Genomic DNA, 15,098 nt, shown 5'->3' on the forward strand with positions numbered 1-15,098 from the left:
CAACAATCAGGCCGATCCGGTTGATCCGCCGATCGGTCCGGCTCCGACCCCGGTTGTGCACTGCGGGACGCACCGCCTCGAAACTGTCCTTGTTTTATGCGGCGCGCGTTCTATACTCAAAACATAAAGAAAACATGCAGGAGACAAAAATCATGCCGAATATCGTCACGAATAATCTCATGTTCTTTTTGCCGATGGCGTTTGCCGGGTTGGTGTTGTTTGGCGAAGTGCCGGTAGCGTCGAAATTTGTGAGGACGGTATTGCGTGGGATCGGCGCCCTGGGTGGGGCGTTGATTGCGCTTTTAGTGCTGGAGGTACTGCCAGTGCTAATTTAACGAGCTTTCTTGCTCGTTCGCTGTGGATCAATATCCGATCTGCGACGGTGGCTGGGACGCCGGAGGGAGTGCGTATTTGCATAAATCGACTCCACAGACTCGTCGGGCGTTCCACCTTTGATTTCCGAGGCCGTTGCGTCATTCCTAAGATGACGCGGCGGCCTTTTTATTTAGAACGCATCTCACGCTTATTGATGAAATGAGTTCTAGCAGCCTTCCACGACCAGGCAATCGCGTCCGCGATCCTTGGCCTGGTACATCGCATGATCGGCGCGTTGCAGCCAGGAGTAATGCGCCTCCATCTCGCTGTGAAAACTCACCAGCCCGGCACTGATCGTGCAGCCCCACAGCATGTTTTCCGCACCGCGATGCCGGCGCACTTGTTCTATCAGGCGTGCGGCAAGGACCTCCGCTTCTCTCAGGCTGATGTCTTGCAGGATCACCACGAATTCCTCGCCGCCATAGCGCCCGATGAGATCGTCCGCGCGCAGGTTTTCATTCAGCAACCGGGCAAAATTCTTCAGCACTTCGTCGCCGATCAGATGGCCATGCGTATCGTTGATGGTCTTGAAGTGATCGATGTCGAGCAATAGCAGGCATGAGCTGCGCTTCTTTTCATGGCAGGCATCGAACTCTGCGATGAGCAGCGATTCCCAGTAGCGTCGGTTGAGCAGGCCGGTGAGGCCGTCGCGCTGGCTGACGGTTTCGAACTCGCGCGAACGCTCCGCCAGTTTTTTCGACATGTCGTAGGTCGACTTGCCGAGCGCCAGCGGATACAGCGCCAGCATCGGCAGGCAGGCGACGACGGTGTACAGATCGGCCTCCGGCGCAAATCGGAAATCGAGCAACAGCAGACCGATCAAGGCGCCGAACACGCTGCCCAGCAAACCGCGCAGGAACAGCCTGGTGCCGCCGGCGGCGATATTGTCCATCGACAGCATGGCCAGGATCACCGCGCTCGGCACCAGGTTGCCGTGCATGGCGACGATCCAGAAGCCGCCGAATCCGGTGTCGGCAACCAGATTCAGGCGCTCGGTGCGATAGGGAATCTTGCTGTTGAGCGCAACGCGATAGGCCAGGTGCGGCCAGATGTAGCCGTGGAACGCCAGCAGCACCCACAGCGGCCAGCCGACCGGGTTTTGCAGGAAGCCGGCGGCGACGCAGAAGAAGCCGATCGACAAGCCGATGACGCGCAGTACGTAGATGCGTTTGACGAAGCGCACGCCTTTGCCGATCAGCTCCTCCGGCGAAGGGGAATCGCCGAAAGCGCGCCGGGCCCGTTTGAACGAAAAAAACGATGCCGTTCGCGCGCGCGATTTGTCGCTTCGGGAGCGGGGTTTGGGCGAGGGCATGGTGAGCAAGGTTTTTCGGCAGCGATAAAAGAATCAAGGAGTAGAGCAGGGTAGTCTCACCGGCAGGCCGATCAGCAGTGCCACGGCGTAACAAAGAATGAAGCGGTTACGTAACTTGCATTAAGCCAATATGGCTAGGTTACAACATAAGTCGGCGATTCACCAGAATGGGGCGGCGGAATGTACACATAAATATGCATATAGACAGACTTATAATGCCGGTTCCTCTTCGATTGGCGTGTCATGCAGATTTTTAAAGAATTCCGGCCCCTTGCATTCCTCATCGCTGCCGTGTGCAGCGTGGCAACGATCTCCCAGGCGACGGCGCAGGAATTGCCGCTCGCCATGAACAATGCGCTCAAGCAAGCGAAAATTCCCGCAAAAAACGTCGGCGTCTTCGTGCAGGAAGTGGACGCCGCGCGCCCCATGCTGGCCTACAACGCCGCCGCCCCTTTCAATCCGGCATCGGTGATGAAGCTGATCACCACCGATGCCGCGCTGGAGTTGCTGGGGCCGACCTTCAACTGGAAGACCCAGGCCTATGTCGACGGCACACTCAATGGCGGCGTGCTGATGGGCGATCTCGGCATCAAGGGCAGCGGCGATCCCAAGCTGGTGATGGAAAATTTCTGGATGTTCTTGCGCCAGATCCGCGCCAAGGGCGTGCGCGACATTCGCGGCAACGTCGTGCTCGATCGCAGCGCGTTTGAAGAAAACGCCTACGACCCCGCGCAGTTCGACGGCGATCCGCAAAAGCCGTACAACGTCGGCCCGGATGCCTTGCTGTTGAATTACAAAACCATCGCCTTGCGCTTTCTCCCCGATGAGACCACCGGGCAAGTCAGCGTGACGATGGAACCGCCGCTTTCCGGTTATGCCTTGCAGGCGCCGAGGTTGTCGAAGGATGCCGTCTGCGGCGACTGGCAAGGCAAGCTGCAAGCCGACGTCGGCGTCGCTGCGGCGGCCTTCAACGGCAGCTACTCCGCAGCCTGCGGGGAAAAGGTCTGGTACGTCCATCCTTACCGCATGAGCGCCGGCCAGTATTTCGGCGGCGTGCTGCGCCAGATGTGGGGCGAGCTCGGCGGCACCATTTCCGGCAAGGTCATGCCGGGCAACGTGGCGCCCGCCGCGCGCCTGTTCGCGGAATGGCAGTCGCCGGCGGTGCCGGAAGTCATCCGCGACATCAACAAGTACAGCAACAACGTCATGGCGCGCCAGCTTCTGCTGACGATCGGCGCGCAGGCGTCGCAGGCGCCGGGCAGCACCGAGCGCGGCGCGCGCGCGATCCGGAGCTGGCTGTCCGGCAAAGGCATCGGCGCCGATGAACTGGTGATCGAAAACGGTGCCGGCTTGTCGCGCAACGAGCGCGTGGCGCCGAACACGCTGGGGCAGGTGCTGGTGGCGGCCTTCCATTCGCCGGTGATGCCGGAATACATCGCTTCCATGCCGCTGGTCGGTTATGACGGCACCATGCGCAAGCGCTTGCGCAGCGAGGGCGTGGCGGGGCAGGCGCACATCAAGACCGGTTCGCTCAACGATGTGCGTTCGGTCGCCGGCTTCGTGCAGGCGTCGTCGGGGAAGATGTATGTCGTGGTGTGCCTGATCAATCACCCTAATGCACCGTTCGGCCAGGCCGCGCAGGATGCACTGTTGCAATGGGTGTTTGAGAAAGGCTAGGACAGTTGCGCCGCCCTCATTCGCTGAGAAAGAGGACGATAATTTTTATCGGTCAGAGTATCAGCGGTCGGTCGGACAACTGGTTCTTGTGCTTGTCCTGATCGGGGAAATGTTCGCCAAGCAAGGTGTTGAGTTGTGTTAATGCCTGCAGGAGGCTGTCATGATAATTCTTGCCGGCAAAGCCGCGCGTCATGGTCTGGCACACCGCATACCAGTCGTCGCGTTTGAGCGCCTTGCCGACGCTGCGGTCGGGCAGGATTTCGACCTTGTGATCGGCGACATTGATGTAGATCAGGATGCCGCAGTTTTCTTCCGTATCCCATATCCGGTAGTGTGAAAACAGTTCGTGCGCACGTGCGCGCGCGGACTCGCCGCGCAAGACGGCGGTCAGCGGCAAGGCCGCTTCGACGATCAGGCGGATTTCTGCGCGATGCTGTTTTTCGCCGGCGGCGATGCAGGCTTGCACGGCTTGCAGCGTTGAACGGGGAAACAGGCTGCGCGCATGGCTGCGTGTCGCACCGAGATGCTTGAGCAGGCGATTGAATTTAGCCATTACCAGTCTCCCGAGGCGCCGCCGCCGTCAAAACTGCCGCCGCCGCCCGAAAATCCACCGCCCGAGCTGCCGCCTGATCCGCCGCCGAAACTTCCTCCGCTGCTGAAACCGCCGCTGCGGCCGCCACGGCTCTGGATGGCGTCGCTCAGGATGCTGCCGATGATGACGCCCGCGGTGTGTCCCCAGTCGTTGCTGCTGAGGCTGTTGCGAGGACGGCGGCGCACGAACAGGAGCACGCCGAAGAAGATCGCCAGGAAGACGACGATGACGATCAGGCCTAGCCAGCTATTGTCGTCTTGCGTGGCAGCCTGCTTTGCCTTTTCCGCCGCCGGCAGGTGCTCTTCATCCAGCAAACTGGTCAGTGCAGAAACGCCCGCTGCAAGGCCGCCGTAATAGTCGTTCTGGCGGAAGTGCGGGGCGATCACGTCTTCCAGTATGCGTTTCGATTTTGCGTCCGTGAGGCTGCCCTGCACGCCGCGTCCGGCTTCGATGCGCAGGCGGCGCAGCCCCTTGGGATTGTCTTTGGCGACAATCAGGATGACGCCGTCGTCGATGCCTTTGCGCCCGAGTTTCCAGGCGTCGGCGACGCGGATTCCGTATTGCTCGATGGCTTCCGGCGCGGTGCTGGAGATCAGCAGGACGGCGATCTGGCTGCCGGTGCGCGTCTCATATTCGGCGAGCACCTGATCGAGGGCGCTGCGTTGCTGCTCTTGCAGCATGTGCGCCTGATCGATCACGTGCGAGCTCGGCGCCGGGACGGCGACAAAATCCTGCGCGCCGGCGAGTTGCAGGAAGCCGGCGAGCAGGATGCCCAGGAAGAACGCCGGAAGGGCGCGAAAAGACGGCATGGGACAGCTTATTTGCCGAAGTTGACGGCAGGCGCGGTGGAGATCGCCTTTTCGTTCTCAACCGTGAAGGACGGCTTGACCGGATAGCTGAAAATCTTGGCGGTGATGTTGGTCGGGAAACTGCGCGCCAGTACGTTGTACTCCTGCACCGAGGCGATGTAGCGCTGGCGCGCCACGGTGATGCGGTTTTCCGTGCCTTCCAGTTGCGACTGCAGGTCGCGGAAGCTGGTGTCGGCCTTGAGTTGCGGATAGTTTTCCGATACCGCCATCAGGCGCGACAAGGCCGACGACAATTCGCCCTGCACCTGTTGGAATTTATTGAAGGCTTCGGGATTGTTCAGCACTTCCGGCGTGATCTGGAAGCTGGTGGCGGCGGCGCGGGCCTTGGTCACGGCTTCCAGCGTGTCTTTCTCGTGCGCGGCATAGCCCTTGACGGTATTGACGAGATTGGGAATCAGGTCGGCGCGGCGCTGGTATTGGTTGACGACCTCTCCCCAGGCGGCCTTGGTGGCTTCATCCTTGGCCTGGAAGTCGTTGTAGCCGCAGCTGCTCAGGGTCAATACGGAAGCGGCGATAGCCAGCCATGCGAACCATTTTTTCATCGTATTTCTCTCGGAAATTAAAACATTCGCTACTGTGCTCAGTCCTTGGATGGGCGTCAAGCACTGCCGTGAAATTGCACCCGACGATGCGCCAAATACAGGGTTTTCGATGCGACCACGTTACAATGTCGCATCTTTGCATACTAAAGTATTAAGGTTGACCGTGACATTTATCGACAAATTATCCGCTGCGTGGAAGGCCAACAATTCTCTGCTGTGCGTCGGCCTGGACCCGGATATCGCCAAATTTCCGGCGCAATGGAAGAACCGGCCGGACGCGATCCTGGCGTTCTGCAAGGGCATCATCGACGCCACCGCGGACGTGGCGTGCTCGTTCAAGCCGCAGATCGCGTACTTCGCCGCCTTGCGTGCCGAAGACCAGCTGGAAGAAATCTGCAACTACATCCGCACCCGTTATCCGCATATCCCTATCGTGCTGGATGCCAAGCGCGGCGACATCGGCGCTACCGCCGAGCAATATGCGCGCGAAGCCTTCGAACGCTATGGCGCGCATGCAGTGACGGTGAGCCCATACATGGGTTTCGACTCGGTGGCGCCGTATCTCGAATGGAAGGATCGCGGCGCCATCGTATTGTGCCGCACGTCCAACGCCGGCGGTTCCGATCTGCAATTCCTGAATGTCGACGGCGTGCCGCTGTATCAGCACGTGGCGCGTCTGGTGGCGGACAAATGGAACACCAACGGCCAGTGCGGCCTGGTGGTCGGCGCCACTTTCCCGGAAGAACTGGCGCAGGTGCGCAGCATCATCGGCGACATGCCTCTGCTGGTGCCGGGTGTCGGCGCGCAGGGCGGCGACGTGGCGGCGACCGTCAAGTCCGGCAAAACGGCTGGCGGCGCCGGCATGATGATCAATTCGTCGCGCGCGATCCTGTACGCTAAACCGGAAGAAGGCGAAGATTACGCAGCCGCCGCACGCCGCGTCGCGCTGGAAACGCGCGATGCGATCAATCAGTATCGTTGAGTTGGAATAAACGATAGGCAATAAGATCATCGGCAGAAATAAAAAGAGCCGCCGCGATTACCTCGCCGCGGCTCTTTTTTACGTCCGGATATCAGCTCAGGTCAGCAGGCGCAGCAGACCTTGCAGCGAATGGACGACAGCCTGTTCGCGCACCGCCCGGCGGTCGCCGACGAATACCAGGCGTTCGGTGAAAGTCTGGTCGCCGACTTTCCAGCCGAAGCAGACGGTGCCGACGGGTTTGCCGGGCACCGCGCCGCCGGGGCCGGCAATGCCGGTGGTGGAGACGGCGACATCGGAGCTGCTGTTGGCGATCGCGCCCTCGGCCATGGCCGCGGCGATTTCTTCGCTGACGGCGCCGTGCTGCGCGATCAGCGCTTCCGAAATATCCAGCAATTCATTTTTCGATACGTTGGAATAGGTCACGAAACCGCAGTCGAACCATTCCGACGATCCGGCGATTTCCGTAATGGCTTGTGCAACGCCGCCGCCGGTGCAGGATTCGGCGGTCGAGAGCAACAACTTCCTGGCTTTGAGCGCTTGGCCCACGCGTGCGGCGAGGTCTGTCGAGGTGTCCATGTTGATGTCATCCTTCGTTGTTTGCGGGTGGTGGTCAACGTGTGATGAGAGGCGGCTCCCATGCGTCAAGCATACTCTTGTTGCGGGCGATTTACATGGAGCGCCAGAAGGCGAAGACCAATAATGTATAGAAGGCCGCGACGATGTCATCCCACATCACGCCGAAGCCGCCTTTGAAGCGGCGATCGAAATAAGCAATCGGCGGCGGCTTGACCATGTCGAAAAAACGGAACCAGGCGAAAGCCCAGCATTGCGTCGCCAGATCGGCCGGCGTCAGCAACACCAGCACCAGCCAGAAGGCGATGATTTCATCCCACACCATGCTGCCATGGTCCGGTGCGCCGAGATCGCGGCCGGTGCGCTGGCAAGCCCAGACGCCGACGACGAAGCCGACGCCGATGATGATCAGCCATGTCAGCGGCGTGAAGACGGCCGGCCAGCGTACGCTCAGCACCGCATACGCCAGCCACGCGAACAAGGTGCCGGAGGTGCCGGGCATGATCGGCGACAAACCGCTGCCGAAGCCTTGCGCCAGCCAGTGCGCCGGATGCGCCAGCATGAAGCGCGCCGTCGGTCGTACCGATTTGTTGAGTTGCGCCTTGCGGCCCGGTTCTATTGTTGTTGTCATGAAGTGAAATGGTCGAAAGAAGTCAGAGCAAGATCCAGCGGCTCGCCGCCGGCATCCACCAGGCGCAGTCCCGGCAACGCTTCGATGGCGCCGACGCGGGTGACCTCGGTGCCGGTTTTTTCGGCCGCGGCCAGGACTTGTTCGCGGCGGCTTTGCGGTGCGGTGAAGCAGAGTTCATAGTCGTCGCCGCCGCAGAGCGTGAAGCGGCGGCGCAGGTCTTGCGCTTGCTGCTTCAGGATGGCGCCGGGCGGCAGGGCGTCGGCGTCGAGACGCGCGCCGACGCGGGAGCGTTCAAGGATGTGCCCGAGGTCGCCCGCCAGGCCGTCCGAAATATCGATGGCGGCGTGGGCGATGCCACGCAGCGCCATGCCGAGTGCGATACGCGGGGTCGGCTGATGCATGCGTTGCGCCGCAGTATGGTGTGCTTCCGCGGACAGCGTCAGTTCGTGGCGATAGGCCGCCAGCGCCAGGCGCGCATCGCCGAGCGTGCCGGAGATCCATATATCGTCGCCGTTTTTTGCCGCGTCGCGGCGCAGGGCCTGCGTGAAGGGGATTTCCCCGAATACGGTGATGCTGATGTTGAGCGGTCCCTTGGTCGTATCGCCGCCGATCAGCTCGCAACCGTGTTCGTCGGCGAGTTTCAGCAGGCCGCGCGAGAACGGTTCGAGCCAGTCTTCGCGCGCCTCCGGCAGCGAGAACGCCAGCGTGAAAGCGATCGGCTGCGCGCCCATGGCCGCCAGATCGGACAAATTGACGGCCAGGCATTTGTGTCCCAGCGCATACGGATCGGCATGCGGAAAGAAATGGCGGCCCTCGACCAGCATGTCGGTCGACACGGCCAGTTGCATGCCGGGCGCAGGCGTGAGCAGGGCGCAGTCGTCGCCGACGCCGAGCGCGGCACGGCTGTCCGGCGCGGATGGACGCGTGAAATAACGGGAGATGAGTTCAAATTCGGAGAGCATGGGCGTGATTGTAACGAATGCGTCATCAAACTCTCGCAATTAATCACGGTAATTCTTCGGAGAATTGATTGGTATGACCATGTTGGCGGCAGTTTTGCTTGTGAAACCGGGCGCACGGACTTGTGCCGGAAGCCGCACCGGCATTGGGTCTCGGAATGCTGCGCTGCGCCATAGATGAGTAGTTTCCACCCTATGAGAGCAGGCCGACCTCTGCTAAAATTGCAGGTCTTCGACAAGTCTAGAAAAGAGAACGCAGAGTATGGATTCGATGATCAGCAAGAAAGAAGAAGTGCGTCAGCAACTTCGCCAGGCAGCGCTGGAGTACCATGAATTTCCAACGCCGGGCAAGATCAGCGTCACGCCCACCAAGCTATTAACCAATCAACGAGACCTGTCTCTGGCGTACTCTCCGGGCGTCGCTGCGGCCTGCGAAGAAATCGTCGCGGATCCCGCCAACGCCTTCAAGTACACCGCGCGCGGCAACCTGGTCGCGGTCATCAGCAACGGCACCGCCGTGCTCGGCCTGGGCAACATCGGCCCGCTGGCATCCAAGCCGGTGATGGAAGGCAAGGGCGTGCTGTTCAAGAAGTTCGCCGGCATCGACGTCTTCGACATCGAAATCAACGAAACCGATCCGGACAAGCTGTGCGACATCATCGCCTCGCTGGAACCGACGTTCGGCGGCATCAACCTGGAAGACATCAAGGCGCCGGAGTGCTTCTACATCGAACGCAAACTGCGCGACCGCATGAAGATCCCCGTCTTCCATGACGATCAGCACGGCACCGCGATCATCGTCGGCGCAGCGATCCTGAATGGCCTCAAGGTCGTCGGCAAGAACATGAAGGAAGTCAAACTGGTGGTCTCCGGCGCGGGCGCTGCGGCGCTGGCTTGCCTGGACCTGATCGTCGATCTCGGCTTCCCGATCGAAAATATTTACGTCACCGATCTGGCCGGCGTGGTCTACAAGGGCCGTACCGAACTGATGGATCCGGACAAGGAACGCTTCGCACGCGAAACCGATGCGCGCACCCTGGCCGACGTCATCCCCGACGCCGACATTTTCCTCGGCGTGTCCGCCGGCGGCGTGTTGAAGCAAGACATGGTCAAGAAGATGGCGCCGCGTCCGCTGGTGCTGGCGCTGGCCAACCCGACACCGGAAATCCTGCCGGAAGACGTCATGGCAGTGCGCGACGACGCCGTCATCGCGACCGGTCGTTCCGACTATCCGAACCAGGTCAACAACGTCCTGTGCTTCCCGTACATCTTCCGCGGCGCGCTGGATTCCGGCGCAACCACCATCACGCGTGAAATGGAAATCGCGGCAGTGCATGCGATCGCCGAACTGGCGCAAGCCGAGCAATCCGACATCGTCGCCGCGACCTACGGCGTGACCAATCTGTCCTTCGGTCCTGAATACATCATTCCGAAGCCGTTCGATCCGCGCCTGATGATCAAGATCGCCACCGCGGTCGCGCGCGCTGCCGAGACTTCCGGCGTGGCGGCGCGTCCGATCCGGGACATGAACGCCTACGCTGAAAAGCTCGAGCAGTTCGTCTACCACAGCGGCACTTTCATGCGTCCTATCTTCCAGGCTGCGAAAAAAGCGCCGGAAACCAAGAAGCGCATCGTCTTTGCCGAAGGCGAAGAAGAGCGCATCCTGCGCGCGGTGCAAGTCATCGTCGACGAATGCCTGGCCAAGCCGATTCTGGTCGGCCGTCCGGAAGTGCTGGAACAGCGCATCAAAAAGTTCGGCCTGCGCCTGCGTCCGGACGTCGACTTCGAAGTCATCAACCCGAACTTCGACAGCCGTTATCGCGACTACTGGCAGACCTTCCTGGAAATGACCAAGCGCCGTGGCGTCACCGAGCAATACGCGAAGCTGGAAATGCGTCGCCGCCACACCCTGATCGGCTCCATGGCGATCCACAAGGGCGATGCCGACGGCATGATCTGCGGCACCTACGGCACCACGCAACTGCACCTGCACTACATCGATCAGGTGCTGGGCAAGCGCGAAGGCGTCAACGTCTATGCGGCAATGAACGGCGTCATCCTGCCAAGCCGCCAGCTGGTGCTGGTCGACACCCACGTCAATGAAAACCCGACGGCGGAAGAGCTCGCTGAAATCACCATCATGGCGGCGGAAGAAATGCGTCGTTTCGGCCTGCACCCGCGTGCAGCGCTGCTGTCGCATTCGAATTTCGGTTCCAGCAACAGCGAGTCGGCCATCAAGATGCGCAAAGCGCTGAAGCTGATTCAGGAGCAGGCGCCGGAGCTGGAAGCCGACGGCGAAATGCACGGCGACACCGCGCTCGATCCGAAACTGCTGGCGCAAATCATGCCGGATTCGCCATTGAAGGGCGACGCCAACCTGCTGGTGATGCCGAACATCGACGCCGCCAACATCGCCTACAACCTGTTGAAGACAGCGTCCGGCAACGGCGTGGCGATCGGTCCTATCCTGCTGGGTTGCGCCAAGCCGGTGCACATCCTGACGGCATCGGCGACGGTGCGCCGTATCGTCAACATGACTGCCCTGTGCGTCATGGATGCGATGTCGGAGCGTTGACCTGAACTGACCGGCCAAGTCACGGAAACAAGCCGCAGAACCAAGCCGCAGAACCAAGCCACTAAGCAAAACGGCGCATTTCGAAAGGAATGCGCCGTTTTTGTTTTGTCCGTCGCCTGCGCCGGGCAAAAATCGGAGAAATGTCTCATGCGTTGCGCACTTCATGGTGCTGCATAAGTACAACATACTTGGTCCAATTTAATAAAAATCAGCATTTTGTAAGAATATCTTTACATATCGTTACATTTAATTGTTAATATAAATAAGAACGATTTCTATTAACAATTAAATTGGGTGTCCTTCATGCAGTTTCGCATCAAGCCGGGCTATCTGGCTGTCCTGACAACATTGTCGCTCACGTCCATTACAACAAATATCGCATTTGCCCAGTCGGCGGGCAGTCTGCCGGAAGTCCAGGTCAGCGGAGCCCGCGACGGCTATGTGGCGCCGACGGCCGTCAGCGCCACGAAAAGCGAAGCGCCGCTGCGTGATATTCCGCAAACCATCAATGTGATTTCAGCGGAAATCATTCGCGATCAGCACGCCACGTCCTTGCAAGACATCCTTAAAAACATTCCGGGCGTCGGACTGTCCACCGGCGACGGCCAGCGCGACCAGGTCTTCATTCGCGGCTTTACCGCCATCGGCGATCAGTTCGTCGACGGCTTCCGCGACGATGCGCTGTATTTCCGCGACCTCTCCAACGTCGAGCGTCTCGAAGTCATCAAAGGTCCGGCGGCAGTGCTGTACGGACGCGGCTCTTCGGGCGGCCTGATCAATCGCGTCACGAAGAAGCCGGGCATCGACGTAAACGACGTCAGCCTCAGCCTGACCAGCACGGCAGGGCGCCGCGGCGAGATCGATGTCGGTCGCAGCGGAGAAGTGGTCTCCTGGCGTCTGACCGGCGCGCGCGAGCAATCCGACAGCTATCGCGCGCAACAATTCCTGGATCGTACCGCGATCGCACCATCGGTTGAATTCAAGATTTCTTCCGATACCAAGCTGCTGTTGCAAGCCGATTATCTGGAGGATCGCCGCCTGACCGACTTCGGTATCCCTTCGTACCAGGGGCGTCCGGTCAATGTCGATCCGGGTACGTACTATGGCGCTGCCAATGCGCGTGACGCCGACTTCAGCCAGTCGCGCGTGGCATCGACCTCGGCAACGCTGACGCATCGCTTCAACGAGAGCCTTTCCCTGCGCAATGCCTTCCGCTATTACGACTATCATCTGAATCGCAACAACACCAACATCAGCGGCAACGTCAATGAAGTTGCACGCACGATGTCATTGGGGCATGCCACGTTGATCCGTGATGAAAACGGCTGGTTCAATCAGACCGAACTGACGCAAAAACTCAAGCTCGGCTCGACCAGGCACGAGATTTTGTATGGCGTCGAATTCGGACAGCAGAGCAAAGACGCGGCCAGCTATGCGACCACTACGGTGGCAACCGGCGTGTCGATTTTCAATCCCGTGCTGCCGACAGTGAATCCGTCAGCACGCGGCGCCGGTACTTTCACGTTCGGCACCTACACTACGCTGGCCGGCTATGTGCAGGACACGATCGCATTCAGCGAGCAGTGGAAGGCTTTGCTGGGCGTGCGTTATGACAGCTTCGAGCAAAAGTCGCGCATCGTGGGCGGATCGGCTCCAGGCAATCTTGCCCGCACCGACAATGCTTACAGCCCGCGTGCCGGCCTGGTCTGGCAGCCGAGCGAAACGCAGTCGTACTACCTGTCGTGGAGCCGTTCGTTCCAGCCGTCGGGCGAGACGCTGCCGCTGGCGACCAACAACGCCGACCTCGCGCCGGAAAACACCCGCAATACCGAAGTCGGCGCCAAGTACGATTTCCTGGACGGTCGTGCCAACGCCACGGTGTCGCTGTTCCGTCTGGAGCGCGACAACATGAAAGCGACGATTCCAGGCACGACAACCATCATCCCCGTCGGCAAGCAACGCACCGACGGCGCCGAACTGACGCTGACCGCCGATCTGAAGCAAGGCTGGAAAGTGCTCGCAGGTTACGCTTATCTGGATGCCAAGGTCATCGATTCGGTTGCCGTGGATACCAGCGTGAACAGCCCGTCGAACGTTCCGTTCAAAGGCAAGTCCGCGACGCTGACGCCGAAGCACAGCGCGAACCTGTGGCTGACCAAAGACATCGGCTACGGCTTCACGGTCGGTGGCGGCGCCAATGCCGTCGGCAGCCGCTTTGCCAACCCGGGCAACACGGTGTCCTTGCCGGGCTACGTGACGGCGGACGCAATGGCCGTCTACAAGGCGGCGAATTACTCGGTACAGTTGAACGTCAACAACATCTTCAATACCGGCTATATCGTTTCCGGTCACGGCACCAGTCCAAACCTGAGCTTGCCGGGCGCGCCGCGCAATGTTGCGCTGACCTTGCGTTATTCGATGTAAGCAGCAATTGCCGCCTCTGTAAAAAAGCCTCCGATGCATGTGCATCGGAGGCTTTTTTCATGCTGGCGGATCAATAATCGCGAGCTTACTTCGGCAATACCCGCGCCAGCCAATGGCCGATATCTTCGATTTCTTCCTGGCAGACGGAGTGCTGCATCTGGTATTCATGCCATTCGATCTGATGGCCGAGCGAGTTCAGCAGGGCGCGCGATTCTTCGGCGCGTTGCACCACCACCACCGGATCCTGGCGACCGTGGGCCATGAAGATCGGCGTCGTCCGATTGGCGGCATGGGACTCCGCCGCGATGGTCCCGGCCAGCGGCAGGTAACCGGACAGGCACATCAATCCGGCAAGTTTTTCAGGATGGCGCAGGCCGGTTTGCAGGGTCATCGCGCAACCTTGCGAGAAGCCGGCGAGCACGATGCGTTCGGCCGGAATGCCGCGCGCTTTTTCCTTGGCGATCAGCGCTTCCACCATCGTTTGTGAAGCGCGCAGGCCGGGTTCGTCCTCGCGGCGCACCAGATCGGGAGCAAAAATGTCGTACCAGGCGCGCATGACGTAGCCGCCATTGATCGTCACCGGCATGGTCGGCGCCGTCGGAAAGATGAAGCGGATAGGTTGGGATCCCGACAGATCAAGTTCGCGCACAATCGGCACGAAGTCGTTGCCGTCGGCGCCGAGTCCGTGCAGCCAGATGACGGCGGCGGCGGGATTGGGCGCAGTTTCGATTTCGATGGTCTGGAGCAGGGCGGCTGGCGAGGACATGGATGTTTTCTTCGATTCAGGATTGTGCGGCTTTGGTGCACAATACGGGTTTGCAGTAGAGATGAGCGGGGATGCCGAAAGCGCCATGATACGACGATATCGCCGGAAAATCTCTGTCCCGTTTCAATGGAGAACCGTGATGAAAAAAATGCTGGCCGTGCTGCTGCTCCAGGCAGGTCTGATCATGTCCGCGTCGTCGAATGCGGCGCTGCTTGAAGGCAGCGTGTTTCAGCCTATCGGCGAAAACCTGGTCGTGCAGCCGCCTGCGGGCTGGCGTCTGGCGTACATGAACGGCAGTCCGACCGGCGACTATGTCGTCGAATTCATGCCGCAGAACGAGACCCACGAGAACTGGCGCGAAGGCTATATGTCGGTGCAGCGCGGCGCCGCGGACGTCAGCGCCGGGACGCATCTTTCGACGCAGATCGTCCAGCGCGTGCTGCAAGGCGCGCAGCGCAATTGCTCCGGCCACTTCACGCCGATGAAGCAAAAAGACAGCTTGACCAATGGCGCCTACACTTCCATCAGCGGCGGTTTTTGCGATCGGCTGGGCAGCGCGGCGCCGTTTGGCGAAGGCAGTCTCATCGCCGTGTTTGAAGGCACGAAAAACCTGTTCCTGGTGCAGTTCGGCTGGCGGCCTGCAACCGAGAACGAGCTCAAGGGATACCCTTTGCGCATCACGCCGCAAAAGCTGCAGCAATATCTTGATCTGCTGAACCGGGCCACACTCTGCGGCGGCGGTCAGGATCAACTGACCTGTCCGCGCTAGGCGGCACAGGGCATCCCGAACCATCGGGCCTTCAATCAGTCGAAAATCCGTA

General features: G+C 60.3%; 14 protein-coding genes. 6 read left to right on the forward strand and 8 right to left on the reverse strand.

Annotation, left to right across the window (positions count from 1 at the left end; all coding sequences use genetic code 11):
• The first annotated feature begins 152 nt into the window (after nucleotides 1-152).
• Nucleotides 153-335, forward strand: coding sequence for a hypothetical protein (locus PMI16_RS13645; protein WP_007880411.1), 183 nt, complete (start codon nucleotides 153-155; stop codon nucleotides 333-335).
• A gap of 206 nt (nucleotides 336-541) precedes the next feature.
• On the opposite strand, the gene PMI16_RS13650 is transcribed toward PMI16_RS13645, so the two are convergent.
• Nucleotides 542-1,687 (reverse strand): diguanylate cyclase, encoded by a 1,146-nt coding sequence (locus PMI16_RS13650; RefSeq protein WP_007880413.1) that lies wholly within the window; start codon nucleotides 1,685-1,687, stop codon nucleotides 542-544.
• Between the two features lie 243 nt (nucleotides 1,688-1,930).
• On the opposite strand from PMI16_RS13650, the gene dacB reads away from it, so the two are divergent.
• The gene (gene dacB, locus PMI16_RS13655; RefSeq protein ID WP_007880417.1) at nucleotides 1,931-3,364 is read left to right on the forward strand and encodes a D-alanyl-D-alanine carboxypeptidase/D-alanyl-D-alanine endopeptidase; all 1,434 of its coding nucleotides are present in this window, start codon (nucleotides 1,931-1,933) and stop codon (nucleotides 3,362-3,364) included.
• Nucleotides 3,365-3,416: 52 nt separating this feature from the next.
• Here the strand turns inward: dacB and PMI16_RS13660 are convergent, their stop codons facing one another.
• The 3 genes from PMI16_RS13660 to PMI16_RS13670 are packed head-to-tail and all read right to left on the reverse strand — an operon-like array spanning nucleotide 3,417 to nucleotide 5,367.
• Complete coding sequence (locus tag PMI16_RS13660) at nucleotides 3,417-3,917, reverse strand: TPM domain-containing protein (protein ID WP_007880419.1); 501 nt, start codon at nucleotides 3,915-3,917, stop codon at nucleotides 3,417-3,419.
• A complete protein-coding gene (locus tag PMI16_RS13665; RefSeq protein WP_007880421.1) occupies nucleotides 3,917-4,765 on the reverse strand; it encodes a TPM domain-containing protein in 849 nt (282 codons plus the stop codon). Before PMI16_RS13665 ends, PMI16_RS13660 begins: the two co-directional genes overlap by 1 nt.
• A gap of 8 nt (nucleotides 4,766-4,773) precedes the next feature.
• Nucleotides 4,774-5,367: a LemA family protein gene (locus PMI16_RS13670; RefSeq protein WP_007880423.1), complete on the reverse strand. Its 594-nt coding sequence runs from the start codon at nucleotides 5,365-5,367 to the stop codon at nucleotides 4,774-4,776.
• 163 nt (nucleotides 5,368-5,530) lie between these two features.
• Here PMI16_RS13670 and pyrF point away from each other — a divergent pair, with 163 nt between their 5' ends.
• Nucleotides 5,531-6,349, forward strand: a complete 819-nt coding sequence (pyrF, locus tag PMI16_RS13675) for an orotidine-5'-phosphate decarboxylase (RefSeq protein ID WP_034380545.1) — start codon at nucleotides 5,531-5,533, stop codon at nucleotides 6,347-6,349.
• 96 nt (nucleotides 6,350-6,445) lie between these two features.
• Here pyrF and PMI16_RS13680 read toward each other — a convergent pair whose 3' ends face one another.
• The 3 genes from PMI16_RS13680 to thiL all read right to left on the reverse strand — a co-directional run bounded on the left by PMI16_RS13680 (nucleotide 6,446) and on the right by thiL (nucleotide 8,515).
• Nucleotides 6,446-6,925, reverse strand: a complete 480-nt coding sequence (locus tag PMI16_RS13680; RefSeq protein WP_007880426.1) for a CinA family protein — start codon at nucleotides 6,923-6,925, stop codon at nucleotides 6,446-6,448.
• A gap of 91 nt (nucleotides 6,926-7,016) precedes the next feature.
• Nucleotides 7,017-7,553 carry a phosphatidylglycerophosphatase A family protein gene (locus PMI16_RS13685; protein WP_007880428.1) on the reverse strand — a complete coding sequence of 179 codons (537 nt, stop codon included), beginning with the start codon at nucleotides 7,551-7,553 and terminating at the stop codon, nucleotides 7,017-7,019.
• Nucleotides 7,550-8,515 carry a thiamine-phosphate kinase gene (gene thiL / locus PMI16_RS13690; protein WP_007880430.1) on the reverse strand — a complete coding sequence of 322 codons (966 nt, stop codon included), beginning with the start codon at nucleotides 8,513-8,515 and terminating at the stop codon, nucleotides 7,550-7,552. The genes PMI16_RS13685 and thiL overlap by 4 nt, the downstream gene beginning before the upstream one ends.
• A 259-nt stretch (nucleotides 8,516-8,774) precedes the next feature.
• Between thiL and PMI16_RS13695 the strand changes: the two genes are divergently transcribed.
• Nucleotides 8,775-11,087: an NADP-dependent malic enzyme gene (locus PMI16_RS13695; protein ID WP_007880431.1), complete on the forward strand. Its 2,313-nt coding sequence runs from the start codon at nucleotides 8,775-8,777 to the stop codon at nucleotides 11,085-11,087.
• Nucleotides 11,088-11,390: 303 nt separating this feature from the next.
• A complete protein-coding gene (locus PMI16_RS13700) occupies nucleotides 11,391-13,511 on the forward strand; it encodes a TonB-dependent receptor (RefSeq protein WP_007880432.1) in 2,121 nt (706 codons plus the stop codon).
• An 85-nt stretch (nucleotides 13,512-13,596) separates the two neighbouring features.
• Here the strand turns inward: PMI16_RS13700 and PMI16_RS13705 are convergent, their stop codons facing one another.
• Nucleotides 13,597-14,277: an alpha/beta hydrolase gene (locus PMI16_RS13705; protein ID WP_007880433.1), complete on the reverse strand. Its 681-nt coding sequence runs from the start codon at nucleotides 14,275-14,277 to the stop codon at nucleotides 13,597-13,599.
• Nucleotides 14,278-14,416: 139 nt separating this feature from the next.
• Between PMI16_RS13705 and PMI16_RS13710 the strand changes: the two genes are divergently transcribed.
• Nucleotides 14,417-15,046, forward strand: a complete 630-nt coding sequence (locus PMI16_RS13710) for a hypothetical protein (RefSeq protein ID WP_007880434.1) — start codon at nucleotides 14,417-14,419, stop codon at nucleotides 15,044-15,046.
• The last annotated feature ends 52 nt before the right edge of the window (nucleotides 15,047-15,098 follow it).

Origin of the sequence: Herbaspirillum sp. CF444 (genome assembly GCF_000282135.1) — a bacterium.
Classification (GTDB): domain Bacteria; phylum Pseudomonadota; class Gammaproteobacteria; order Burkholderiales; family Burkholderiaceae_D; genus Herbaspirillum.

Bases quoted from the DNA above. Each gene is read 5' to 3' on its own strand.
- thiL (WP_007880430.1), bottom strand. From the start codon at position 8,515: ATGCTCTCCGAATTTGAACTCATCTCCCGTTATTTCACGCGTCCATCC.
- PMI16_RS13665 (WP_007880421.1), bottom strand. From the start codon at position 4,765: ATGCCGTCTTTTCGCGCCCTTCCGGCGTTCTTCCTGGGCATCCTGCTC.
- PMI16_RS13680 (WP_007880426.1), bottom strand. From the start codon at position 6,925: ATGGACACCTCGACAGACCTCGCCGCACGCGTGGGCCAAGCGCTCAAA.
- PMI16_RS13670 (WP_007880423.1), bottom strand. From the start codon at position 5,367: ATGAAAAAATGGTTCGCATGGCTGGCTATCGCCGCTTCCGTATTGACC.
- PMI16_RS13700 (WP_007880432.1), top strand. From the start codon at position 11,391: ATGCAGTTTCGCATCAAGCCGGGCTATCTGGCTGTCCTGACAACATTG.
- PMI16_RS13685 (WP_007880428.1), bottom strand. From the start codon at position 7,553: ATGACAACAACAATAGAACCGGGCCGCAAGGCGCAACTCAACAAATCG.
- PMI16_RS13660 (WP_007880419.1), bottom strand. From the start codon at position 3,917: ATGGCTAAATTCAATCGCCTGCTCAAGCATCTCGGTGCGACACGCAGC.
- PMI16_RS13695 (WP_007880431.1), top strand. From the start codon at position 8,775: ATGGATTCGATGATCAGCAAGAAAGAAGAAGTGCGTCAGCAACTTCGC.
- PMI16_RS13710 (WP_007880434.1), top strand. From the start codon at position 14,417: ATGAAAAAAATGCTGGCCGTGCTGCTGCTCCAGGCAGGTCTGATCATG.
- dacB (WP_007880417.1), top strand. From the start codon at position 1,931: ATGCAGATTTTTAAAGAATTCCGGCCCCTTGCATTCCTCATCGCTGCC.
- PMI16_RS13645 (WP_007880411.1), top strand. From the start codon at position 153: ATGCCGAATATCGTCACGAATAATCTCATGTTCTTTTTGCCGATGGCG.
- PMI16_RS13705 (WP_007880433.1), bottom strand. From the start codon at position 14,277: ATGTCCTCGCCAGCCGCCCTGCTCCAGACCATCGAAATCGAAACTGCG.
- PMI16_RS13650 (WP_007880413.1), bottom strand. From the start codon at position 1,687: ATGCCCTCGCCCAAACCCCGCTCCCGAAGCGACAAATCGCGCGCGCGA.